The sequence below is a fragment of the Deinococcus sonorensis KR-87 genome (genome assembly GCF_040256395.1).
Classification (GTDB): Bacteria; Deinococcota; Deinococci; order Deinococcales; family Deinococcaceae; genus Deinococcus; species Deinococcus sonorensis.
On sequence record NZ_CP158299.1, the window covers coordinates 795,104 to 814,953 of the forward strand.

General features: G+C 67.7%; 32 protein-coding genes. 8 read left to right on the plus strand and 24 right to left on the minus strand.

Annotated features, from left to right (window positions below; translation table 11 throughout):
- The first annotated feature begins 52 nt into the window (after positions 1 to 52).
- From ABOD76_RS09060 to ABOD76_RS09095, 8 genes are all read left to right on the plus strand, one after another.
- Positions 53 to 772 (plus strand): HesA/MoeB/ThiF family protein, encoded by a 720-nt coding sequence (locus tag ABOD76_RS09060; protein ID WP_350244507.1) that lies wholly within the window; start codon positions 53 to 55, stop codon positions 770 to 772.
- 236 nt (positions 773 to 1,008) lie between these two features.
- On the plus strand, positions 1,009 to 1,380 hold the full coding sequence (locus ABOD76_RS09065; protein WP_350244508.1) for an HU family DNA-binding protein: 372 nt from the start codon (positions 1,009 to 1,011) through the stop codon (positions 1,378 to 1,380).
- 167 nt (positions 1,381 to 1,547) lie between these two features.
- Entirely contained in the window at positions 1,548 to 2,456 is a 909-nt protein-coding gene (locus ABOD76_RS09070; protein ID WP_350244509.1) for a glycine betaine ABC transporter substrate-binding protein, read from the plus strand.
- A 73-nt stretch (positions 2,457 to 2,529) separates the two neighbouring features.
- Positions 2,530 to 3,681, plus strand: a complete 1,152-nt coding sequence (locus ABOD76_RS09075; protein WP_350244510.1) for an ABC transporter permease — start codon at positions 2,530 to 2,532, stop codon at positions 3,679 to 3,681.
- A 40-nt stretch (positions 3,682 to 3,721) separates the two neighbouring features.
- Positions 3,722 to 4,663 (plus strand): ABC transporter ATP-binding protein, encoded by a 942-nt coding sequence (locus ABOD76_RS09080; protein ID WP_350244511.1) that lies wholly within the window; start codon positions 3,722 to 3,724, stop codon positions 4,661 to 4,663.
- 2 nt (positions 4,664 to 4,665) lie between these two features.
- A complete protein-coding gene (locus ABOD76_RS09085) occupies positions 4,666 to 5,418 on the plus strand; it encodes an ABC transporter permease (RefSeq protein ID WP_380130192.1) in 753 nt (250 codons plus the stop codon).
- Positions 5,419 to 5,489: 71 nt separating this feature from the next.
- The gene (locus ABOD76_RS09090; protein ID WP_350244513.1) at positions 5,490 to 6,395 is read left to right on the plus strand and encodes an SPFH domain-containing protein; all 906 of its coding nucleotides are present in this window, start codon (positions 5,490 to 5,492) and stop codon (positions 6,393 to 6,395) included.
- A 504-nt stretch (positions 6,396 to 6,899) separates the two neighbouring features.
- A complete protein-coding gene (locus tag ABOD76_RS09095) occupies positions 6,900 to 7,400 on the plus strand; it encodes a CarD family transcriptional regulator (RefSeq protein WP_350244514.1) in 501 nt (166 codons plus the stop codon).
- A gap of 73 nt (positions 7,401 to 7,473) precedes the next feature.
- Here ABOD76_RS09095 and ABOD76_RS09100 read toward each other — a convergent pair whose 3' ends face one another.
- From ABOD76_RS09100 to rplB, 24 genes are all read right to left on the minus strand, one after another.
- Positions 7,474 to 7,821, minus strand: a complete 348-nt coding sequence (locus tag ABOD76_RS09100) for an acyl-CoA thioesterase (protein ID WP_350245237.1) — start codon at positions 7,819 to 7,821, stop codon at positions 7,474 to 7,476.
- A gap of 50 nt (positions 7,822 to 7,871) precedes the next feature.
- Positions 7,872 to 8,177: a ribosome-binding factor A gene (locus ABOD76_RS09105; protein WP_350244515.1), complete on the minus strand. Its 306-nt coding sequence runs from the start codon at positions 8,175 to 8,177 to the stop codon at positions 7,872 to 7,874.
- A 91-nt stretch (positions 8,178 to 8,268) separates the two neighbouring features.
- Positions 8,269 to 9,606 (minus strand): phosphoglucosamine mutase, encoded by a 1,338-nt coding sequence (glmM, locus tag ABOD76_RS09110; protein ID WP_350244516.1) that lies wholly within the window; start codon positions 9,604 to 9,606, stop codon positions 8,269 to 8,271.
- A gap of 82 nt (positions 9,607 to 9,688) precedes the next feature.
- The gene (gene rplT / locus ABOD76_RS09115) at positions 9,689 to 10,048 is read right to left on the minus strand and encodes a 50S ribosomal protein L20 (RefSeq protein WP_350244517.1); all 360 of its coding nucleotides are present in this window, start codon (positions 10,046 to 10,048) and stop codon (positions 9,689 to 9,691) included.
- A 3-nt stretch (positions 10,049 to 10,051) separates the two neighbouring features.
- Positions 10,052 to 10,252 carry a 50S ribosomal protein L35 gene (gene rpmI, locus ABOD76_RS09120; protein WP_350244518.1) on the minus strand — a complete coding sequence of 67 codons (201 nt, stop codon included), beginning with the start codon at positions 10,250 to 10,252 and terminating at the stop codon, positions 10,052 to 10,054.
- Positions 10,253 to 10,401: 149 nt separating this feature from the next.
- Positions 10,402 to 10,977 carry an adenylate kinase gene (locus ABOD76_RS09125; RefSeq protein WP_350244519.1) on the minus strand — a complete coding sequence of 192 codons (576 nt, stop codon included), beginning with the start codon at positions 10,975 to 10,977 and terminating at the stop codon, positions 10,402 to 10,404.
- A 120-nt stretch (positions 10,978 to 11,097) separates the two neighbouring features.
- Positions 11,098 to 12,408, minus strand: a complete 1,311-nt coding sequence (gene secY / locus ABOD76_RS09130; RefSeq protein WP_350244520.1) for a preprotein translocase subunit SecY — start codon at positions 12,406 to 12,408, stop codon at positions 11,098 to 11,100.
- Positions 12,408 to 12,863, minus strand: coding sequence for a 50S ribosomal protein L15 (rplO, locus tag ABOD76_RS09135; protein WP_350244521.1), 456 nt, complete (start codon positions 12,861 to 12,863; stop codon positions 12,408 to 12,410). The genes secY and rplO overlap by 1 nt, the downstream gene beginning before the upstream one ends.
- Entirely contained in the window at positions 12,860 to 13,027 is a 168-nt protein-coding gene (rpmD, locus tag ABOD76_RS09140) for a 50S ribosomal protein L30 (protein ID WP_350244522.1), read from the minus strand. The genes rplO and rpmD overlap by 4 nt, the downstream gene beginning before the upstream one ends.
- Positions 13,024 to 13,542 carry a 30S ribosomal protein S5 gene (gene rpsE / locus ABOD76_RS09145; protein WP_350244523.1) on the minus strand — a complete coding sequence of 173 codons (519 nt, stop codon included), beginning with the start codon at positions 13,540 to 13,542 and terminating at the stop codon, positions 13,024 to 13,026. Before rpsE ends, rpmD begins: the two co-directional genes overlap by 4 nt.
- Positions 13,532 to 13,876, minus strand: a complete 345-nt coding sequence (rplR, locus tag ABOD76_RS09150; protein ID WP_350244524.1) for a 50S ribosomal protein L18 — start codon at positions 13,874 to 13,876, stop codon at positions 13,532 to 13,534. Before rplR ends, rpsE begins: the two co-directional genes overlap by 11 nt.
- Positions 13,873 to 14,430 carry a 50S ribosomal protein L6 gene (rplF, locus tag ABOD76_RS09155; RefSeq protein WP_350244525.1) on the minus strand — a complete coding sequence of 186 codons (558 nt, stop codon included), beginning with the start codon at positions 14,428 to 14,430 and terminating at the stop codon, positions 13,873 to 13,875. Before rplF ends, rplR begins: the two co-directional genes overlap by 4 nt.
- Before the next feature lie 30 nt (positions 14,431 to 14,460).
- Positions 14,461 to 14,862 (minus strand): 30S ribosomal protein S8, encoded by a 402-nt coding sequence (gene rpsH, locus ABOD76_RS09160; RefSeq protein WP_350244526.1) that lies wholly within the window; start codon positions 14,860 to 14,862, stop codon positions 14,461 to 14,463.
- Positions 14,863 to 15,032: 170 nt separating this feature from the next.
- On the minus strand, positions 15,033 to 15,302 hold the full coding sequence (rpsN, locus tag ABOD76_RS09165; RefSeq protein WP_350244527.1) for a 30S ribosomal protein S14: 270 nt from the start codon (positions 15,300 to 15,302) through the stop codon (positions 15,033 to 15,035).
- Between the two features lie 83 nt (positions 15,303 to 15,385).
- A complete protein-coding gene (gene rplE / locus ABOD76_RS09170; RefSeq protein WP_350244528.1) occupies positions 15,386 to 15,925 on the minus strand; it encodes a 50S ribosomal protein L5 in 540 nt (179 codons plus the stop codon).
- A gap of 56 nt (positions 15,926 to 15,981) precedes the next feature.
- On the minus strand, positions 15,982 to 16,329 hold the full coding sequence (gene rplX, locus ABOD76_RS09175; RefSeq protein ID WP_433961777.1) for a 50S ribosomal protein L24: 348 nt from the start codon (positions 16,327 to 16,329) through the stop codon (positions 15,982 to 15,984).
- Between the two features lie 14 nt (positions 16,330 to 16,343).
- Positions 16,344 to 16,748 carry a 50S ribosomal protein L14 gene (gene rplN, locus ABOD76_RS09180; RefSeq protein ID WP_350244529.1) on the minus strand — a complete coding sequence of 135 codons (405 nt, stop codon included), beginning with the start codon at positions 16,746 to 16,748 and terminating at the stop codon, positions 16,344 to 16,346.
- Positions 16,745 to 17,029: a 30S ribosomal protein S17 gene (gene rpsQ, locus ABOD76_RS09185; protein ID WP_350244530.1), complete on the minus strand. Its 285-nt coding sequence runs from the start codon at positions 17,027 to 17,029 to the stop codon at positions 16,745 to 16,747. The genes rplN and rpsQ overlap by 4 nt, the downstream gene beginning before the upstream one ends.
- Positions 17,026 to 17,223, minus strand: a complete 198-nt coding sequence (gene rpmC, locus ABOD76_RS09190) for a 50S ribosomal protein L29 (protein WP_350244531.1) — start codon at positions 17,221 to 17,223, stop codon at positions 17,026 to 17,028. The genes rpsQ and rpmC overlap by 4 nt, the downstream gene beginning before the upstream one ends.
- The gene (gene rplP, locus ABOD76_RS09195) at positions 17,210 to 17,635 is read right to left on the minus strand and encodes a 50S ribosomal protein L16 (RefSeq protein WP_350244532.1); all 426 of its coding nucleotides are present in this window, start codon (positions 17,633 to 17,635) and stop codon (positions 17,210 to 17,212) included. The genes rpmC and rplP overlap by 14 nt, the downstream gene beginning before the upstream one ends.
- Positions 17,635 to 18,378, minus strand: a complete 744-nt coding sequence (gene rpsC / locus ABOD76_RS09200) for a 30S ribosomal protein S3 (RefSeq protein WP_350244533.1) — start codon at positions 18,376 to 18,378, stop codon at positions 17,635 to 17,637. Before rpsC ends, rplP begins: the two co-directional genes overlap by 1 nt.
- Positions 18,371 to 18,709: a 50S ribosomal protein L22 gene (rplV, locus tag ABOD76_RS09205; RefSeq protein WP_350244534.1), complete on the minus strand. Its 339-nt coding sequence runs from the start codon at positions 18,707 to 18,709 to the stop codon at positions 18,371 to 18,373. The genes rpsC and rplV overlap by 8 nt, the downstream gene beginning before the upstream one ends.
- Positions 18,709 to 18,996: a 30S ribosomal protein S19 gene (gene rpsS / locus ABOD76_RS09210; RefSeq protein ID WP_350244535.1), complete on the minus strand. Its 288-nt coding sequence runs from the start codon at positions 18,994 to 18,996 to the stop codon at positions 18,709 to 18,711. Before rpsS ends, rplV begins: the two co-directional genes overlap by 1 nt.
- A 13-nt stretch (positions 18,997 to 19,009) precedes the next feature.
- A complete protein-coding gene (gene rplB, locus ABOD76_RS09215; protein WP_350244536.1) occupies positions 19,010 to 19,843 on the minus strand; it encodes a 50S ribosomal protein L2 in 834 nt (277 codons plus the stop codon).
- Positions 19,844 to 19,850: the final 7 nt, after the last annotated feature.

The following is a 19,850-nucleotide window of genomic DNA, read 5'->3' on the forward strand; positions in this document are numbered from 1 at the left end:
TGAAGCAGAGCCCCTTCATGTGGCAGCTCTTCCCTTCGCTATGCTGCCGGGCATGACCCAAGAGCCCCTCAGTCGCGACGAGCTGCGGCGCTATGGCCGCGCACTGCTGGTCCCGGAATGGGCCGAAGGCGCGGCCCAGGAGCGGCTGCGGGCCGCCTCGGTGCTGGTGGTGGGCGCCGGCGGGCTTGGCAGTCCGGTGGTGCAGTACCTCAGCGGAGCGGGCGTCGGGCGGCTGGGGATTGCCGACAGCGACACGGTGAGCGTGTCGAACCTGCACCGCCAGACGCTCTACACCACCGCCGACGTGGGCCACCCCAAGGCGCAGGTGGCGGCAGCCCGCGCCCAGCAGGTCAACCCGCACGTGCAGGTGGAGCCGCTGCCGGCCCTGGACCCGACCAACGCCGCCACGCTGGGCCGCTTTGACCTGACGCTCGACTGCACCGACAATTTCGAGGCCCGCTACCTGATCAACGACACCTGCGTCCAGCTGGGCCGGCGCTGGGTGTGGGGTGCCGCCGGCGGCAGCGAGGGCATGGTCAGCGTGTTCGGCCCCGACTGCACGCTGCGTAGCGTGTTCCCCACCCCGGACGGGGCCGAGTCGTGCGAGACCATTGGGGTGCTGGGGCCGCTGCTGGGGGTGATCGCTTCGCTAATGAGCGCCGAGGCCCTGAAGCTGCTGGGCGGGGTGGGCCAGCCGCTGGAAGGTCAGCTGCTCACCTATGACCTGATGAGCGGGCGGTTCAGGCGAATTGGACTGCGTACTGAACGGTAAAAAGTTGCTGAAGCTTGAGAACCTGTTTAGGCTGCTCACATATTTCTCAACCATAACAACGCCCTCCAGCACGCATTTTTTCCGATTTTAGCGGTCTTTTCCGGCTCATCTATGGAGCTTGAAAGGCGGCTGAATGCCCCCCTGGAGGGTGTTTTCATGGACACATCTTTCCGAATGTGTGTTACTATCCGTTCGAGCCAAAAAACTGCTCAAATTCATCTCCTGGAGGAACTTACATGGCCAAGAGCACCAAACCCGCCGCCGCCAAGCCCGCCGCCAAGGCTGCCAAGCCGGCCGCCAAGGCTGCCCGCCCCGCCGCCGCTGACAAGGGCGAGAAGATCGCCAAGACCCAGATCATCGATCTGGTGGCGGACAAGACCAGCCTGAACAAGAAGCAGGCCGGTGAGGCCGTGGCCTCGATGCTGGACGTCGTGGTGGAAGCGCTGCGCGGCGGCAAAAGCGTGGGCCTTCCGGGCCTCGGCACCTTCAGCGTCGCCAAGACCGCAGCCCGTCAGGGCGTGCGTCCCGGCACCAGCGAGAAGATCACCATTCCCGCTGGCAAGAAGGTGCGCTTTAAGGTCGCCAGCACCCTCAAGTCCGGCCTCTAAGCCAGCCGTACTCCAGGATGGGCCGCCTCCTTCACCGGGGGCGGCCCATTCGCTGCACCGGGGCATTTGCCAAACGTTTATCTTCAGCTGGAAAAGCCGCGCTTTGTTGCCGCACCCACAAGTTCATGATGGCCCGCTCAGTACGTTAGGCACAACGGAGGAGATTCATGAACCGGACCTTTGTGCTTCTGCTGGCCGCCCTGGTCAGTGCCAGTTCCGCGAGTGCGAAACCGATTGTGGTGGGCGGGAAACTGGACCCTGAGGCGCAGCTGCTCAGTCAGCTGATCATCCTCTCCCTGAAAAACGCCGGCCTGGACGTCACCGACAAGGCCAGCCTCGGCGACACCGGCGTGAACCGCAAGGCCATCCTGGCCGGTGAAATCGACACCTACGCCGAGTACACCGGCAACGCCGTCTACCTCTTCCCCACCGCCAAGATTCCCGCCACCGACGCCGGCAACCCCACGCGCATCTACGCGCTCGCCCGGCAGCTGGACAGCAAGCAGGGCATCACCTGGCTGAAGCCCGCCAACGCCAACAACACCTGGGTGGTGGCGCTGCCGGAAGCGTTTGCCAGCAAGAACAAGCTCAAGAGCCTGGCGGACCTGGCCTCCTACCTGAAGGGCGGCGGCACCTTCAAGATCGCCGGCAGCCCGGAGTTCTTCAACCGCCCCGACACCATGCCCGCCTTCGAGAAGGCCTACGGCTTCTCGCTGAAGGCCGATCAGAAGCTGGTGCTGGCCGGCGCCACCCCCCCGCAGACGCAGCAGGCCGCCGCCGCCGGCACCAACGGCGTGAACGCGGCCATGGCCTACGGCACCGATGGCACCCTGGCGGCGCTGAAGCTGGTGGCCCTGACCGATCCCAAGGGCGCGCAGCCGGTCTACCAGCCGGCCCCGATCATCCGGACCGAGACGCTGAAGGCCAACCCGCAGATTGAGGGCATCCTGAACAAAGTGTTTGCCACCCTCAACCAGCAGACGCTGCAGACGCTCAACGGCCAGATCGCCGTGGAGGGCCGCAGCGCCGCCGATGTCGCCCAGGCCTACCTCAAAAGCAAGAACCTGATCAAGTAAGAGCGTGACGGCGCAGGCCGCTTCCGGTCGGTCCAGACCCGGAAGCGGCCTGCGCCGCGTTCAGGAGGTGGTGGTGAACGGTCCTGTCTCTGCTCCGGCCCGGCTGTCCGGCGACCTGCTGACCCTCTTCGGGCTGGCGGCGGCGCCGATGCTGGCCGCCCTGCTGCTGCCGTGGGTGCTGCTGCGGCCCAACCGCATCGCGCCGGGCGTGCCGCAGGGGCTCCCGCCGGCCCTGCTCGCTGCGGCGCTGCTGCTGGTGCTGCTGCTGGTGGTCAGCGCTCGCCTGATGCCCCGGCTGCTGTGGCTGGCCTCGGCCCTGACGCTGGGCTTCGGCTTCTGGGCGCTGGGGGCCAGGACGGCCGCGGCGCTGAGTGGGCAGGCGACCTTTGCGCGCGCCAGCGCCAGCAGTGGCCTGTGGCTGTGGCTGCTGGGGGCAGGCATCGGCGCGTACGGCGTCTGGCAGGCGGCCCGCACCCCCGCCGAGCGCCTGCTGAGTCAGCTGTGGCTGCTGCCGCTGCTGTATTGGATCTTCAGCGGCCATTTCAGCAGCTGGTCGGTGGTGGCTGAGGGGCGGGTGGAGCAGAGCCGCTTCATCCAGGAGCTGATTCAGCACGTCCGGCTGGTCGGGGTGGCGCTGCTGCTGGCGCTGGTGATCGGCGGCCCGCTGGCGGTGTGGGCCAGCGCCCGGCCGCGGGTGGCCGGCACAGTGCTGGGGCTGGCCAACGCGGTGCAGACCATCCCCAGTCTGGCGCTGCTGGGCCTGCTGATCGCGCCGCTCTCCGCCCTGTCCACCGCCGTGCCGACCCTGCGTGAGCTGGGGGTGCGCGGCATCGGGGTGGCGCCGGCCCTGACCGCCATGACGCTGTACGCCCTGCTGCCGGTGCTGCGCAACGGGGTGGTGGGCCTGACCGGCGTCTCGACCGGGGCCATCGACGCGGCGCGCGGCATGGGCATGACCGGCAGCCAGCGCTTCTGGCGGGTGCAGTTTCCGCTGAGCCTGCCGGTGTGGCTGAGCGGCGTGCGGCAGGCGGCGGTGCTGCTGGTGGGGGTGGCCAGCATCGCCGCGCTGATCGGGGCGGGCGGCCTGGGCGTGTACATCTTCCGGGGCCTGCAGGCGGGCGCCGCCGACCTGATCCTGCTGGGCGCGCTGCCGGCCTGCCTGCTGGCCATCGTGCTGAGCGCCCTGCTGCGCGGCGCCGAGGTGCTGCTGGGGGGCCGCCACTGATGCTTTCCGTCCGCCGTCTCCCCCTTTCCCGGAGCTGCCCATGATCACGCTCGAACACCTCAACAAGACCTACGGCGCAACCGTCGCCGTCCACGACCTGAGCCTGAGCTTCCCGGACGGCGCCATCACCGCGCTGCTGGGGCCGAGCGGCTGCGGCAAGACCACCACCTTGCGGATGATCAACCGGCTGATCGAACCAACAAGCGGCCGGGTGCTGCTGGGCGGCCAGGACACCACCACGCTGCGACCCGAACAGCTGCGGCGCGGCATCGGCTACGTGATCCAGCAGATCGGGCTGTTTCCGCACCTGTCGGTGGCGCAGAACGTGGCCACCGTGCCGGATCTGCTTGGCTGGCCCCGCAGCAAAACCCGCGCCCGGGTAGATGAGCTGCTGGCGCTGGTGGGCCTGGAGCCCGGCGCCTTCCGCGACAAGCGGCCCTCGGAGCTGTCGGGCGGGCAGGCGCAGCGGGTGGGGGTGGCGCGCGCGCTGGCTGCCGACCCGCCGGTGCTGCTGATGGATGAGCCGTTCGGAGCGCTGGACCCGCTGGCGCGCGATGAGGTGCAGGAGCGCTTCCTGAACATCCAGGCGGAGCTGAGGAAAACGGTGGTGATCGTGTCGCACGACATCGACGAAGCGCTACGGATGGGTGACCGCGTGGCACTGATGCGTGCCGGCCAGCTGGAGCAGTTCGGGACGCCGGACGAGCTGGTGCATCACCCGGCCAGCGCCTTCGTGCGGCAGTTTCTGGGCGACGACGCCAACCTGAGGCAGCTGGCCGGCGTGCCGGTGCGCGACCTGGTGGAACCGGGCGACGCGGCGGGCCTACCGCGCATCGAGGCGGCCACCAACGCCCGCACCGCCATCGCCCTGATGCTGCGGGCCGGTCAGGCTCAGGCGGCGGTGTGGGACGGCGACCGGCTGCTGGGTGTGGTGGGTTGGCCGCAGCTGGCGGCCGGGGCGCCCGAGCGGGAGCAGCCTTGAGCCTGACGGCCGCACCGGCGCGGCCAGTCCGGCGGCCCGGGCGCTTCCTGACGGCGGTGCTGTGGCCGCTGCTGCTGCTGCTGTGCCTGTTCACCCCGCTGCTCACCACCGTGCTGCGGCCGCTGGCGGCGGGCGGCGACCTCAGCACCTCCCGGCCGCTGTGGCAGCTGACCGCCACGCACCTGGGCCTGGTGCTGGTGGCCGAGGCCGCCGTACTGCTGATCGGCGTGCCGCTGAGCGTGTACGTCACCCGGCCCGGCCGCCGAGCCCAGATGGGGCTGGCCGAGGCCATCACCGGACTGGGCCAGACGGTGCCCACCATCGCCATCCTGGCGCTGGCGGTGCCGGTGCTGGGCTTCGGGGCGGCCCCCACCCTGGTGGGCCTGATCCTCTACGGCCTGGTGCCGGTGGTGAGCAACGCCGTGGCGGGCCTGCTGGGCGTGGACGCCGCAGCGCTGGACGCGGCGCGCGGCATGGGCATGAGCGCCGGCCAGCGGCTGCGCCGGGTGGAGCTGCCGCTCAGTCTGCCGGTGCTGCTGGCCGGGGTTCGCACCAGCACCGTCTACAACGTCGGCACCGCCACCATCGGCGCGGCGCTGGGCGCGGGCGGGCTGGGCGACCCGATCATCAACGGTCTGTCGCAGCAGAACACCGGGCTGGTGCTGCTGGGCGCGGCGCTGGCTGGTCTGCTGGCGCTGAGTCTGGACGCTCTGCTGGGGCTGATCGTGTCGGCTGCACCGCGCCCCCGCGCTTGACCCTGACAACTGCCTCCAGTTCTTCTAACGTAACCTATACACATGTGATATCATCCTGATAGGAGGATGTCATGACCAACCTGCAATCCGATCCGAACCGTGTGCTGGACGCCACCCCGGTGCAGGGGGTGGCGAGCGTGGAACGCCGGGCCTTCGGGCTGCCGGGGATTCCGGCGCTGCTGATCCTGCTGGTGCTGGTGGTGGCCACGGTGACGCTGCTGGTCGCGGAGCTGTACATCTGGGGCGTCTTGCTGGGCATCGCCGCCTTCCTGATGCTCAGCGGCTTTTTCATCGTGCAGCCGAATCAGGCCTCGGTGATCACGCTGTTCGGGCGCTACGTGGGCACCGAGCGGCGCAACGGCTTCTTCTGGACCAACCCCTTCACCAGCCGCCGCCGGCTCTCGCTGCGCATCCGCAACTTCAACAGTGAGCGGCTGAAGGTCAACGACGCGGGCGGCAACCCCATCGAGATCGCGGCCGTGATCGTGTGGCGGGTGGTGGACACCGCGCGGGCCACCTTCGACGTGGAGGAGTACGAGCAGTTCGTGCATATCCAGGCCGAGACGGCCCTGCGGCACCTCGCCTCGCAGTACAGCTACGACGATCACGAGGCCACCGGCTTCTCGCTGCGCGGCAACCCGGATGAGGTGGCGGGTGCGCTGGTGACCGAGCTGGGGCTGCGGCTGCAGCACGCCGGGGTGGAGGTGCTGGAAGCGCGGCTCTCGCACCTGGCCTACGCACCGGAGATCGCCGGGGCGATGCTGCAGCGTCAGCAGGCCGGCGCAATTTTGGCGGCCCGCCAGATCATCGTGCAGGGCGCGGTGGGCATGGTCGAGATGGCCCTGCGGCAGCTCTCGGAGCAGCACATCGTGGAACTGGACGAGGAACGCAAGGCCCAGATGGTCAGCAACCTGCTGGTGGTGCTGACCAGCGAGCGCGGCACCCAGCCGGTGCTGAACGCCGGCAGCCTCTACTGAGGTGGCCGAGAAACGCAAAAACTTCGCGCTGCGCGTGACTCCCGAACTGTACGAGGCGCTAGAGCGCTGGGCGGCCGACGAACTACGCAGCGTGAACGCCCAGATCGAGTACCTGTTGACTGAGGCAGCACGACGGAACGGGCGGCTGAAAAGTCGGGGGGTGGACCCGCCTGCGCCCCCATCAAGCGCTGAAGATACGTAAATGAAGCCTTAAGTCCAGCTGCATCGTTTCAGCTGTGCAAGCGCTTACACTCACTTCATGTCACGTCGGCGGACGTCGTACCCGTTCCAGCCCCAGCGGGCCAGAACCGCCCTCCTGTTGCGCCGCTCCAGTGTCTGCACCGATTCACATATCTTGAGCAGTCTCCCGGCAACGCGCCGCCCCGCTCCGCAGTAATTCCAGCCCAGCCTCCAGGCTGGGCTGTCGCCTTGTGGAGTCAGGCTGCGCCTCTCCTGCTGCTGTGGCCTGTCTGGCCCAGCACCGTCATCAGCGAGGTGGAATCCGTGAAGAACAGTGCGTTCAATATTGGTGACCGGGTGGTGGTGCCTCCTTACGGCATCGGCGTGATCGGAGAGACGTGTGTGCGGCCGGTGGGCGGCGAGCAGCTGCAGTACTACAGCATCGAGTTCCCCCATACCTCCTCGCGGGCCTTCGTGCCGGTGGACGCCCCCGCCAGCAGCGGCATGCGCGCCGCCCTGACCGAGGACGAGATGCCCACCCTGCTGCACCACCTGCAGGAGGGTGAAGTGGTGCTGCCGCGCCAATGGGCGGCCCGGCACCGCCGCGTCACCGAGATCCTGGTGTCGGGCGACCCCTACGAGCTGGCCACCCTGACCTGTGAGCTGCGGCGCTGGAACATCCGCCGCGGGCTGCCGGACCTGGACCGTCAGGCGTTCCGCCGCGCCATCAAGCTGCTGGAGCAGGAGGTGCGTGGCCTGGACGACGTGAGCGCCGTTCACGTCCGTGACCTGCTGGACCACGCCTGGAACGAAACCCCCCAGTAACCGGACGTGCGCGGCGGCAGCTTCCCGAGAAAGGAAGCTGCCGCCGTTTTCCGCCAGGGCGGCCCGCCTCCGGTCAGCCCTCGCCGCGCAGCAGGGCCAGCACGTCGTCCGGCATCCGGGCGGGGCGGTACTGCCGGTCGGTGGCGATGTGATGCGTCTCGCCGGTGGCCAGCAGTTCCTCGCCGCGCCGCAGCTCATAGCTGAAGTTCACGGTGCGGGACCGGACCTCGGCGGTGCGGGTGTGCAGCGTGACCTCCTCGTCGTAGCGCACCGCCCGGTGGTAGCGCACGTTCAGCCCGGAGAGCATCAGGTAGTAGCCGCGCCGTTCCACCTCGCTGTACGGCAGCCCCAGCGCGCGCATCAGGTCGCTGCGGCCCAGCTCGAACCAGATCGGGTAGGTGGCGTGATGCACCACGCCCATCGCGTCGGTTTCGGCGTAGCGCGCCCGGATCACGGTCTGGGTTTCTGCGTTCACGCGTCCGACTCCGGGGCCAGAAACGGCATCGCCTGGGTCCCGAAGAACTCCAGCTGCGGCGTGCGACGCAGCTTCAGCTGGCTGGCGGCCTCGCGCTGCAGCCGGCCACGGGCATGGTTGAGCGCCTCGACCAGCGCGTCCACGTCCCCAATGCTCGAGACATACACCCGCGCCAGCCCATAGTCCGACGTGACGGTCACCCGCTCGATGGTCACGATCAGCGGCACGCGCGGGTCGCGCAGGTCGTGGATGGCCCCGGACAGCAGCCGGGACAGGGCGGCCTCCACCTGACGGGGTTTCATGGCGCCACCGGACAGCGGCGGCCAGCGGCACAGAGGACAGTCATCTGGCCATGTTCGCACATGTGGCCCCGCTGCGGCGCGGGCAGGCCGTTCAGGCCTGCGCCACCAGCCCGGCGATGCCCTGGGCGATCTCCTGGATCTCGGCCTCGTCGGGGCCTTCCACCATCACCCGCACCAGCTGCTCGGTGCCGCTGGGCCGCAGGTTGACGCGGCCCCGGCCACTCAGGCGCTGCTCGGCCGCCTGCACCGCCGCCTGCACCTGCGGACGCTGGACCGCCGCCGCCTTGTCCTGCACCCGCACGTTCACCAGCGTCTGCGGGAACATCACCAGCTCGTCGTGGAGCTCGTCCAGGGTGGTGCCCAGCTGCGAGAGCGCGGCCAGGCTCAGCAGCGCCGTCAGGATGCCGTCGCCGGTGGGCGAGCGGTCCAGGAACAACACGTGGCCGCTCTGCTCGCCGCCCAGGTGCAGGCTGCCCGCCTGCAGCTGCTCGTGCACGTAGCGGTCGCCCACCGCCGCCCGGATCAGCGGAATGCCCGCCTCCTGCAGCTTGACTTCCAGCGCCATGTTGCTCATCACGGTGGCCACCACGCCGCGCTCGCCGCGCGCCCGCGCGTTCAGCAGCAGCAGGTGGTCGCCGTGCACCACGTTGCCGCGCGAATCCACGAACAGCGCCCGGTCGGCGTCGCCATCGAAGGCCACGCCCAGGTCATAGCCGCCCTCGCGCACGATGCGTGCCAGATTGTCCATGTGGGTGCTGCCGCAGTCGCGGTTGATGTTGCGGCCGTCCGGGGTGGTGTAGATGGCAAACAGGTCGGCGCCCGCCGCCTGGAACACCCGGGGGCCCACCCGGTAGGCGGCGCCGTTGGCGCAGTCCATGGCCACCCGCAGGCCGCTCAGGTCCGGGGCCTGGGTTTTCAGAAAGTCGGCGTAGAGCCGCTCGGCCTCGGTGTAGTCGGTGACGCTGCCCAGCTCCACCCCGTTCACTGGCGGCAGCGCGTCCAAGCTGTCGAGCGCGGCCTCGATCTGCAGCTCCAGCTCATCACTCAGCTTCTCGCCGCTCTTCCCGAAGAACTTGATGCCGTTGTCCTGGTAGGGATTGTGCGACGCGCTGATCACCACGCCCGCCTCCGCCTTCAGGTAGCGGGTCAGGAAGCTGACGCCCGGCGTGGGCAGCACGCCCAGGTGAATCACGTTCACGCCGCGCGAGGTCAGGCCAGCGGCCAGCGCCGCTTCCAGCATGTCACCGCTCTGGCGGGTGTCCTTGCCGATCACGACGGTGGCGCGCCCGCCGCCTGCCGCCTGCAGCACCACGGCGGCGGCCATCCCCAGCCGCAGCACCCAGTCGGCCGTCAACGGCGCTTCTCCCGCCACCCCCCGCACTCCATCGGTGCCAAAATACCTGCGCTGCGCAACTTGAACTGTGGTCATGTCCGTATGGTATCAGGCAAGCCGGGCCGTGCCGGAGCACAAAAAAGCGCCCCCGACCGGGGGCGCTTCGGGGCAGCCGGATTCAGCCGTTGCGGCTGGCCTTGGCGGTCTGCACCAGAGTGGCAAACACTTCCGGCTCGCGGGCGGCGATGTCGGCCAGCACCTTGCGGTTCAGGTCCACGCCGGCCGTCTTGAGGCCGTTGATGAAGGTGCTGTAGTTCATGCCGTGCAGGCGGGCGCCCGCATTGATGCGCTGAATCCACAGCCGGCGGAAGTCGCGCTTCTTGTTGCGGCGATCGCGGTACTCGTAGGTGGCCGCGTTCAGCAGGGTCTGGAAGGCGTTCTTGTACTGCTTGCTGCGCGAACCCCAGAAGCCCTTGGCCTGCTTGAGGGTCTTCTTGTGGCGGCGACGACGGACAACACCGGTTTTAACGCGAGGCATAGATCAGTTCCCCTTCGGCAGCGCCGCTTTCATGCGCGCCCACTCGCTCTTGGCCAGGACGAAGCCCTTGCCCTTGCCGCGGATTTCGCTGCCGCTCTTGCCGGTGTTCTGGTGGCGCTTGCCACTCTTGAACGCCATGACTTTGCCCGTCGCCGTGATCTTCACCCGGCGCGTGACACTCTTCTTGGTCTTGACCTTGGGCATGTCTCTCCTGAGCCCGGAAGCGCCCGCACGCTGGCGGGGCCGCCGTCTGGGAAGCGGGCCGTCTCTCGCTGGAGACCGTTGGCCGCCCGGCTTCCGCTTGGCCAAGAAAGTACTATACAGGCCCGGCGGGGCCGCTTCAAGTCGCGGCTTCAGTTCACCGCGTCACGGATGCGGCCGTACACCTCGTCCATGCTGCCCACCCCGTTGATGGTATGCACCTGCCCGCGCGCGGCGTAGTAATCAATCAGCGGCTGGGTCTGGTCCCGGTACACCGTCTGCCGGTTGCGGGCCACCTCCTCGGTGTCGTCGCTGCGCCCGCTGGTCTTGCCGCGCTCCACGATCCGGGCGATCAGCACGTCGTCCGGCACCTCCAGCAGCGGCACGGCACTCACCGGCGCGCCGAGTTCCTCCAGCAGCACGTCCAGCTCCTGCGCCTGGGCGGTGGTGCGGGGGAAACCGTCGAAGATCACCCGGACCGGGTCCAGGCTGGCCAGCCGGTCGCGGATCAGCGCGATCAGGATGTCATCCGGCACCAGGTGGCCGGCGTCCAGCAGCGGCTTGACCTGCTGCCCCAGCTCGGTGTTGCGGGTCACATGGTCTCGCAAAATGTCTCCGGTGCTGATCTTGAGCAGCTGCTGCTCAGCCGCCAGACGTTCGGCCTGCGTTCCCTTGCCGGCGCCGGGGGGCCCCAGAAAGATCACCACTTTGTTGGACTGGTTGGGCATCAGGTGTTCCTTTCCGTACAGCCGGACGCAGGGCGAACTGGTCCTGAGACTGCGATGAACCCAAAGTAGCAGAAAGCGGGCCGGGGGATGCCCCCGGCCCACTCCTGCACGTCGCTGAGCTTACTGCAACCGGCCGCGGATCCGGCCCTTGCTGATGAAGCCGTCGTAGCGGCGCACCGTCAGCTGCGACTCCAGCTGGCGCAGGGTTTCCAGCGCCACACCCACGATGATCAGCAGGCCGGTTCCGGAGAACTGGAAGGTGGTCACGCCGGTGGCCTTCTGCACCAGCTGCGGAATGATCACCAGCAGGGCCAGGAAGATGGCGCCCCACAGCGAGATGCGGGTACTGATGCGGCCCAGGAACTCGGCGGTGGCCGTCCCTGGACGCACGCCCGGCACGAAGCCGCCGGCCTCGCGCAGCTGCTCCGCAATGCGCTTGGGATCAAACTGCACGCTGTTGTACAGGTAGGTGAAGCCCACGATCAGCAGCACTTCCAGCACCGTGTACCACACCCCGCCACTGCTGAGGTAGCGCTGGATGAAGGTCGCCACAGCCGGCGCCCGCGTCTGGGTAGCCTGCTGCAGCAGGTTCGGCAGGATCAGCATGGCCGACGCGAAGATCACCGGAATCACGCCCGCCTGGTTCACCTTGATCGGCAGGAAGGTGGCCTGACCGCCGTAGCTGCGGCCGCCCACCTGCTTGCGGGCGTACTGCACCGGCACCCGCCGCTCCGCCTGATACACGTAGACGATGCCGGCGATCACCAGCAGCGTCACCAGGATGAAGCCCAGCAGCGGGAAGAGCGTCAGGTTGCCGGCCTGCATCAGCTTGGCGGTGTTGGCGATCTCCGGGGGGTAGCGGGCGATGATGCCCGCCGTGATGATCAGCGAGATGCCGTTGCCCACCCCCACCTCGGTGATGCGTTCGCCCAGCCACATGGTGAAGGCGATGCCGGCCACCTGCGCCAGCACCATCACCAGGATGGTGAAGAGCCCCGGGTCCCAGCCGGGCGCCAGATTGCCCGCGTCGCGGGTGAACAGCACCGAGAAAATGGTGGCCTGCACCGTTCCCAGCGCGATCGCCGCGTAGCGGGTGTACTGGTTGATCTTTTTGCGCCCCTCCTCCCCTTCCTTGGAGAGCTTCTCCAGGGCGGGGATGGTGGTGGTCAACAGCTGGATCACGATGCTGGCCGTGATGTAGGGCAGCACCCCCAGCGCGAAGATCGAGAACTGCTGGAGGTTGCCGCCCGACACCAGACCAATCAAGCCGAGGATGCTGTTGTTGCTGTTGCTGTTGGCCAGCGCAGCCGCGTTGATGCCTGGGGTCGGAATGGCGTTGCCCAGCCGGTACACGGCCAGCAACAGCAGCGTGAACACGATCTTCCGCTGAAGATCCGGAATCCGGAATGCGTCGCGGAAGGCGCGCAGCATTACTCGGCCTGCGCTTCGGCCTGGGGCTGCGTCAGCACCACGCTGCCGCCGGCAGCTTCGATGGCCTTCACAGCCGCCTCGCTGGCCGCGTCCACGTGCAGCGTCAGGGCAGCCTTGACCTCACCGCGCGCCAGCAGCTTGACCGGGCGGCCCTTGCGGCGCACCAGTCCGGCCGCTTCCAGCGCCGCACGGTCCACCGTGCCGCTCAGGCCGTCCAGCTGGCTGAGGTTCACCACTTCGAAGGTGGTGCCCACGTTGTTGAAGCCGCGCTTGGGCAGGCGGCTGATCAGCGTGCTGCCGCCACCCTGGAAGAACTGGCCCTTGCCGGCGCCCGAGCGGCTCTTCTGGCCCTTGTGGCCACGGCCGGCGGTCTTGTCGGTGCCGCCGGGGCCACGGCCCACGCGCTTACGGTTCTTCTTGGAACCGGGCGCGGGAATCAGATCGTGAAGCTTCACTTGCTCACCTCCAGCAGGTGGATGACCTTGCGGATCATGCCCTGGATGGCGGGGGTCTCCGGCAGCTCACGGCTTTGGCCGATTCTGCTGAGTCCCAGCGCCTTGACGGTCTCGACCTGGTCCTGCGGACGGCCGATGGTGCTGCGCTTCAGCGTGACCTTCATGCCTGCCCCCCTTCGGCCGTGCCGCGCAGCGCCCGCACCTGCTTCGCGGTGCGCAGGTTCTTCAGGCCGTCGAACACGGCGTACGCCACGTTCACCTTGTTGCGGCTCCCGAGCTCCTTGCTGAGCATGTTGGTGATGCCCGCCAGTTCGGCGATCGAGCGCGGTACGGTGCCGGCGATCACACCGGTACCGGGGCCGGCCGGCTTCAGCAGCACGCGGCTGGTGCTGTTCTCGCCCACGATGTCGTGGGGGATGGTGCCGTTCTCGACCGGCACCTGGATCATGTTCTTGCGGGCCACAGCCTTCGCCTTCTCGATGGCGACCGGCACTTCCTTGGCCTTGCCGATGCCCATGCCCACGCGACCGTTGCGGTCACCCAGGATCACCAGCGCGGCGAAGCGGAAGCGGCGACCACCCTGGTAGGTCTTGGCGGTGCGGTTGACGAAGAGCATCTTCTCTTCGAATTCGCCGGTCTCGCGCTCGGCGTTGCGGTCATTGCGACGATTAAAAGTCAAGGCCACCCTCCCGCGCTGCTTCGGCCAGCGCCTTCACCCGGCCGTGGTACTTGTACTGTCCACGGTCGAAAACAACCTGCTTGACGCCCTTCTCCAGCGCGGCGGCGGCCAGGGCACGGCCCACGGCAGCGGCGCTGTCGGTCTTGGTGCCGGTCTTGACGGCCTTGCTGCCGACCTGGGCGATGGTGGTGCCGGAGGCGTCATCGATCAGCTGCGCGTAGATGTGCTTGCTGGAACGGTAGATGCTCAGGCGCGGACGGCCCGAAGCGGCGGTCACCACCTTGCGGCGGTTACGCAGCTTGCGGCGCAACATGGTCTGGTTGGCGACGCTCATTTCTTACCCTTTCCGCCCGTGGCGCCGGCCTTACCGGCCTTGAGGGCAATCTTCTCACCCACAAAGCGCACACCCTTGCCGTGGTAGGCATCCGGCACGCGGACCTTGCGGACGTTGGCGGCCACCTGGCCGACCAGCTGCTTGTCGATGCCCGTCACGTCAATGCGGGTGGGCTCCGGAACCGCGAAGCTCACGCCGGCGGGCGGCGCGATCACAACGGGGTGGCTGTAGCCGATGGTCAGCTCCAGCGACGTGCCGTTCAGGCGGGCACGGTAACCCACGCCGCGCAGCTCCAGGTTGATGGTGAAGCCGTTGGCCACACCGTGAACGGCGTTGGCGACCAGCGTGCGGGTCAGGCCGTGCAGGGCGCGGTGGTCCTGGCGGTCATCCGGACGGGTGACGCTCAGGGTGCCGTCCTGCTGCTGCACCTCAATGGCGGGATTATGGGGAACGGTCAACTCGCCCTTGGGGCCTTTGACCTTGAACAGGCCCTTCTCGATGGTGGCGGTCACACCACTCGGAACGGCGATCGGCTGTCTACCAATACGCGACATGGCAGCTCCTTCTGTGTAGGGGTGAACGCGTTACCAGAGAACGCAGACGAGTTCGCCGCCGATGCCCTGCTTGCGGGCATCACGGTCGGCCAGCAGGCCGTGGCTGGTCGAAACGACCGCCAGACCCAGGCCACGCTGGATGCGCGGCAGGTGCTCATGGCTGACGTAGGCGCGGCGGCCGGGACGGCTGATGCGCTCAATGTGCTTGATGACCTGCTCGCGCTTGGCGCCGTACTTCAGGGTCAGACGCAGCACATCGAACTTCATACCTTCGTCGCGCACTCGCTCGCAGGAGGCCAAGTAGCCTTCCTTGACCAGCAGGTGGCCCAGCTGCTCCTTGAACTTGGAGGCGGGCACGTCCACGATCTCCTTGTGGCCGCGCGTCGCGTTGCGGATGCGCGTCAGCATATCGGCGATGGGATCACTGAGCATTCGGTCTCCTCCGGGGGCACTCTGCCCCGGCTGGAGGGGAGACAGCCGGCTGGCTGCTCCCCTGGGGTCCCCAACATTGGGGCTTCTGGCTTTGGATCCTCAGTTCCAGGTCCGGACGATCACCGTTCAAGTGAAGCGGTTCGTATCCAGCTGGACGGACACAGCGGGTGTTACCAGCTGGACTTCTTGACGCCCGGCAGCTCACCGCGGTGCGCCATCTCGCGCAGCACGATGCGGCTGACCCCGAAGAAGCGGATGTAGCCGCGGGGGCGACCGGTCTGCTCACAACGGTTGTGCAGGCGGGTGGGGCTGGCGTCGCGCGGCAGGGTCGCCAGACCGGCGTAGTCACCGGCCGCCTTCATCGCCTCACGGCGCTCGGCGTACTTGGCCACCGTCTGCTCACGCTGCTTCTGCTTGGCAATCTTGCTCTTCTTGGCCATACTCGGCTCTCCTTGTCCCCACACGCCGAACCCGGCAGAAGCCGGGGGTGAAGTGCGGGGAAACCTTTACCGCTCGCTGTGTCTTACTTCCGGAACGGAAATCCCATCGCCTGGAGCAGCGCGCGGGCTTCCTCGTCGGACTTGGCCGTGGTCACGACAGTGATGTCCATGCCACGGACTTTGTCCACCATATCATAGGTGATTTCCGGGAAGATCAGCTGCTCCTTGATGCCCAGGTTGTAGTTACCACGGCCATCGAAGGCGTTGGGGTTGATGCCACGGAAGTCGCGCAGACGCGGTAGCGCGATGTTCAGCAGCTTCTCCATGAACACGTACATGCGCTCGCCGCGCAGCGTGACCTTCACGCCGACCGGCATGCCCTGACGCAGCTTGAAGTTGCTGATGCTCTTCTTGGCCTTGGTGATGATCGGCTTCTGCAGCGTGATCAGGCTCAGCTCGCGGGCCGCCTTGTCGATGGCCTTGCTGTCTTCCTTGCTGCTGCCCAGACCCTCGTTGATGACGATCTTCTCGATGCGCGGCACGGCCATCACGCTGCTGTAGCCAAACTGCTGCATCAGCGCGGGACGCACTTCATCGTTGTACTTGCTCTTGAGTTGCTGCATGGATTCCTCTTTCGGGCGGGCGGGTCGCCCGGGACGCAGAGTGGCGCGACCCTGAATCAGTCGATGACTTTGCCGCTGGCCACAGCCACGCGGACCTTCTTGCCGTCCACGACCTGCTTGCGCACGCGGGTGGCCTTACCGGTTTCAGGATCCACCAGGCTCACCTTGCTGGCATGCAGGGCGCCTTCGCGCTCCTCGATGCCGCCAGCGCTGTTGCCGGGGTTCGGCTTGACGTGCTTCTTGACGATGTTGACGCCCTCGACCACGACCTTCTGGTCCTCAGGCAGCGCCAGCAGCACGGTGCCGGTCTGGCCCTTGTGCTTGCCGCGCGTCACGACGACGGTGTCGCCCTTCTTGACGTGCAGCTTGAAGTTGTGGTGCTCGCCCGCTTTGGGCTTGCTGATCTTGCCCTGCGGCATTACAGCACCTCCGGGGCCAGCGAGATGATCTTCATAAAGCGGCGATCACGCAGCTCGCGCGCCACCGGCCCGAAGACGCGCGTTCCACGCGGCTCGCCGTTGTTGTTGATGATGACGGCCGCGTTCTTATCGAAGCGGATGGCCGAGCCGTCCTGGCGCTTCACCGCAAAGCTGGTGCGCACCACCACGGCCTTGACCACGTCACCGGCCTTGACGGTGCCGCGCGGTGCGGCGTCCTTGACCGAGGCGACGATGATGTCGCCCACGTGGGCGTAGCGCTTGTTGCCGCCGCCGCCCTTGGTCAGGCCCTTGCCGCCGATGCCGCTGTTCAGCACCCGGATGCACATCAGTTCACGGGCACCGCTGTTGTCCGCCACGTCGAGGCGGGACTGAGGCATGATCATGCGTTACCGCCTTCGGTCTCCACCGCGGTGGTCTCGATGCCACGCGGGCGCTCGACCAACCGGGTGACCTTCCAGGTCTTGGTCTTGCTGATGGGCCGCACCGAGAGGATCTCGACGCGGTCGCCCAGCCGGTACTCGTTGGTCTCGTCGTGGGCCGCGTACTTCTGGCTGCGGGTCACGACCTTGCCGTACAGCGGGTGCATGAAGCGCCGCTCGACCTTGACGCTCACCGTCTTGTCGGCCTTGTCGCTCACGACCACACCGGTCAGTGTCTTCTTCATTTCTGGCTCCTCTGCTTCTCCGTCTGCACGGTCAGGAGCTGAGCCACCTCGCGGCGGAGCTGGGTGACCCGGTGCGGCTTGTCCAGATTGCCCACCGCGCCCTGGAACCGCAGTTCCATCAGTTCCTTCTTGCGCGACGCCACTTCCTGCTCGAACGCAGCCGCGTCCAGCTCACGCATTTCACTGAGCTTCATCGTATACCTCGCGCTTCACCATCTTGGTGCTGATGGGGAGCTTGTGGCCCGCCAGGCGGAAGGCCTCCTTGGCCTGCTCCTCGGTCACGCCGCTCACCTCGAACATCACGCGGCCCGGCTTCACGACGGCCACCCAGTACTCCACGGCGCCCTTACCCTTACCCATTCGGGTTTCGGCCGGCTTCTTGGTGACGGGCTTGTCGGGGAACACGCGGATGTAGATCTTGCCGCCGCGGCGGAAGTGACGGCTCATCACGATGCGGCAGGCCTCGATCTGGTTGCTCTTGATCCAGGCCGGCTCCATGGCCACCAGGCCGAAGTCGCCGAAGGCCACGTAATCGCCGCCCTTGGCGTCGCCGGTCATCCGGCCACGGAACTGCTTGCGGAACTTGGTGCGCTTCGGAAGAAGCATCACTCACCTCCTGTGCGGCGGCGCGCGGTGGGGCGGCGGCGGTTGGGACGGTCACCCTCAGGACGGCGCTCGCCACCCTGACGCGGCGGACGGACCACGGTTTCGGTCTTGCCACCGATGACCTCGCCGTTGAACACCAGCACCTTGATGCCGATGATGCCGTAGGTGGTGCGGGCCAGCGCGGTGCCGTAGTCGATGTCGGCGCGCAGGGTGTGCAGCGGCACGCGGCCTTCCAGCACCTTCTCGGTGCGGGCCTGCTCGGCGCCGCCCAGACGACCCGACAGGATCACCTTAACGCCGCGGGCGCCCGACTCCATCACGCGCTGGGCCGCCTGCTTCATGGCGCGGCGGAACGCGAACCGGCGCTCGATCTGCTCGGCCACGCGCAGCGCGACCAGCGGGGCGCTGGTGTTGGGGTTGGGGATCTCGGCGACGTTCACGGCCACCGTGCCGGCGCTCACCAGACGCTCGATGTCGGCGCGCAGGCGCTTGATGCTCTCGCCGCCCTTGCCGATCACGATGCCCGGCTTGGCCGCGCTGATGATCACGTTGACCTGCTGGCCCGCGCGCTCGATCTCGATGCGGGCCAGGCCCGCCTGCGACAGCTCCTTGGCCACCAGACGGCGAATGCGCTCGTCTTCCTGGACCATCTTGCTGTAGGTCTTCTTCCCGGCGTACCAGCGGCTGTTCCAGCCCTTGGTGATGCCCAGGCGGAAGCCGTTCGGGTTGATCTTGTTACCCATGGCGCTCCTCCAGGATGATGGTGATGTGGCTGGTGCGCTTCTTGATGATGTTGGCACTGCCGCGCGCACGGGGAATCAGACGCTTCAGGGTGGGGCCGGCATCCACGAACGCCTGGGCCACGAAGAGGCGGTCCTCGATCATGTCGTGGTTGTTGACCGCGTTGGCTTTGGCGCTCTTGAGCACCTTCTCGATCGGCAGGCTGGCGGCGCGGGGGATGAAGCGCAGCAGATCCTCGGCGGCCTGCACGTCCTTGCCGCGGATGACGTCCACAACCAGGCGAACCTTGCGCGGCGTCATGCGGATGTATTTGGCAATCGCTTTGGCTTGCATTACTTCTTCTTGCTCCCCTTGGCGTTCTTGTCCGCGCCGTGCCCGCGGTAGCTGCGGGTGGGGCTGAACTCGCCGAGCTTGTGGCCGATCATCTGCTCCGAGACGAAGACCGGCACATGCTGCTTGCCGTTGTACACCGCGATGGTGTGGCCGATCATCTCGGGCACGATGGTGCTGCGCCGGCTCCAGGTCTTGATGACGCGCTTGTCCTTGCGGTCGTTCTGGGCGTCCACCTTCACCAGGAGGTGGTCATCCACGAACGGCCCTTTTTTGAGGCTACGGGGCATACGCTACCCTCCTTTACTTCCCGCCACGGCGGGTGACGATGAAGCGGTCCGAGATCTTGCGCTTGCGGCGGGTCTTCAGGCCCTTGGACGGCTGGCCCCAGGGGCTGACCGGCGTGCGGCCCGCACCGGTGCGGCCCTCACCACCACCGTGCGGGTGGTCGACGGGGTTCATGGCGCTGCCGCGGACGTGCGGCTTGCGGCCCAGCCAGCGGCTGCGGCCGGCCTTGCCGATCACGATGTTCTTGTGCTCGGCGTTGCCCACGGCGCCGATGGTCGCGTAGCACTCGATGTGCACGCGGCGCACCTCGCCGCTCGGCAGACGCAGGCTGACGTAGTTGCCTTCCTTGCCCTGCAGCTGAACGCTGGTTCCGGCGCTGCGCGCCATCTGGGCGCCCTTGCCCGGCACCAGTTCCACGGCGTGCACCACGGCACCCACCGGGATGAAGCGCAGCGGGAGGGCGTTGCCCACCTTCGGCTCGGCTTCCGGGCCGCTCACGACGCTCGCACCCACGGTCAGGCCTTCGGGAGCCAGCACGTAGCGCTTCTCACCGTCGGCGTAGGCCAGCAGGGCGATGCGGGCGCTGCGGTTGGGGTCGTACTCCAGCGCGGCCACCTTGGCCACCACGCCCGACTTGTCGCGGCGCTTGAAGTCGATGATGCGGTACAGGCGCTTGTGCCCGCCGCCACGGAAGCGGCTGGTGACGCGGCCGCGGTTGTTGTGGCCGCCGCTCTTGGGCAGCGCCTCGGTGAGCGCCTTCTCGGGGCGCTTCTTGGTCAGGCCGCTGAAGTCGGCGGTCGTCATCTGACGGCGCGACGCGGTATACGGACGATATTTCTTGACAGCCATAATCCGC

Excerpts from the sequence above, each read along its gene's own strand:
- ABOD76_RS09060 (WP_350244507.1), top strand. The coding sequence starts at position 53 with ATGACCCAAGAGCCCCTCAGTCGCGACGAGCTGCGGCGCTATGGCCGC.
- ABOD76_RS09065 (WP_350244508.1), top strand. The coding sequence starts at position 1,009 with ATGGCCAAGAGCACCAAACCCGCCGCCGCCAAGCCCGCCGCCAAGGCT.
- ABOD76_RS09070 (WP_350244509.1), top strand. The coding sequence starts at position 1,548 with ATGAACCGGACCTTTGTGCTTCTGCTGGCCGCCCTGGTCAGTGCCAGT.
- ABOD76_RS09080 (WP_350244511.1), top strand. The coding sequence starts at position 3,722 with ATGATCACGCTCGAACACCTCAACAAGACCTACGGCGCAACCGTCGCC.
- ABOD76_RS09090 (WP_350244513.1), top strand. The coding sequence starts at position 5,490 with ATGACCAACCTGCAATCCGATCCGAACCGTGTGCTGGACGCCACCCCG.
- ABOD76_RS09100 (WP_350245237.1), bottom strand. The coding sequence starts at position 7,821 with ATGGGCGTGGTGCATCACGCCACCTACCCGATCTGGTTCGAGCTGGGC.
- ABOD76_RS09105 (WP_350244515.1), bottom strand. The coding sequence starts at position 8,177 with ATGAAACCCCGTCAGGTGGAGGCCGCCCTGTCCCGGCTGCTGTCCGGG.
- glmM (WP_350244516.1), bottom strand. The coding sequence starts at position 9,606 with ATGACCACAGTTCAAGTTGCGCAGCGCAGGTATTTTGGCACCGATGGA.
- rplT (WP_350244517.1), bottom strand. The coding sequence starts at position 10,048 with ATGCCTCGCGTTAAAACCGGTGTTGTCCGTCGTCGCCGCCACAAGAAG.
- rpmI (WP_350244518.1), bottom strand. The coding sequence starts at position 10,252 with ATGCCCAAGGTCAAGACCAAGAAGAGTGTCACGCGCCGGGTGAAGATC.
- ABOD76_RS09125 (WP_350244519.1), bottom strand. The coding sequence starts at position 10,977 with ATGCCCAACCAGTCCAACAAAGTGGTGATCTTTCTGGGGCCCCCCGGC.
- secY (WP_350244520.1), bottom strand. The coding sequence starts at position 12,408 with ATGCTGCGCGCCTTCCGCGACGCATTCCGGATTCCGGATCTTCAGCGG.
- rpmD (WP_350244522.1), bottom strand. The coding sequence starts at position 13,027 with ATGAAGGTCACGCTGAAGCGCAGCACCATCGGCCGTCCGCAGGACCAG.
- rplR (WP_350244524.1), bottom strand. The coding sequence starts at position 13,876 with ATGAGCGTCGCCAACCAGACCATGTTGCGCCGCAAGCTGCGTAACCGC.
- rplF (WP_350244525.1), bottom strand. The coding sequence starts at position 14,430 with ATGTCGCGTATTGGTAGACAGCCGATCGCCGTTCCGAGTGGTGTGACC.
- rpsH (WP_350244526.1), bottom strand. The coding sequence starts at position 14,862 with ATGCTCAGTGATCCCATCGCCGATATGCTGACGCGCATCCGCAACGCG.
- rpsN (WP_350244527.1), bottom strand. The coding sequence starts at position 15,302 with ATGGCCAAGAAGAGCAAGATTGCCAAGCAGAAGCAGCGTGAGCAGACG.
- rplE (WP_350244528.1), bottom strand. The coding sequence starts at position 15,925 with ATGCAGCAACTCAAGAGCAAGTACAACGATGAAGTGCGTCCCGCGCTG.
- rplN (WP_350244529.1), bottom strand. The coding sequence starts at position 16,748 with ATGATCATGCCTCAGTCCCGCCTCGACGTGGCGGACAACAGCGGTGCC.
- rpsQ (WP_350244530.1), bottom strand. The coding sequence starts at position 17,029 with ATGAAGAAGACACTGACCGGTGTGGTCGTGAGCGACAAGGCCGACAAG.
- rpmC (WP_350244531.1), bottom strand. The coding sequence starts at position 17,223 with ATGAAGCTCAGTGAAATGCGTGAGCTGGACGCGGCTGCGTTCGAGCAG.
- rplP (WP_350244532.1), bottom strand. The coding sequence starts at position 17,635 with ATGCTTCTTCCGAAGCGCACCAAGTTCCGCAAGCAGTTCCGTGGCCGG.
- rpsC (WP_350244533.1), bottom strand. The coding sequence starts at position 18,378 with ATGGGTAACAAGATCAACCCGAACGGCTTCCGCCTGGGCATCACCAAG.
- rplV (WP_350244534.1), bottom strand. The coding sequence starts at position 18,709 with ATGCAAGCCAAAGCGATTGCCAAATACATCCGCATGACGCCGCGCAAG.
- rpsS (WP_350244535.1), bottom strand. The coding sequence starts at position 18,996 with ATGCCCCGTAGCCTCAAAAAAGGGCCGTTCGTGGATGACCACCTCCTG.
- rplB (WP_350244536.1), bottom strand. The coding sequence starts at position 19,843 with ATGGCTGTCAAGAAATATCGTCCGTATACCGCGTCGCGCCGTCAGATG.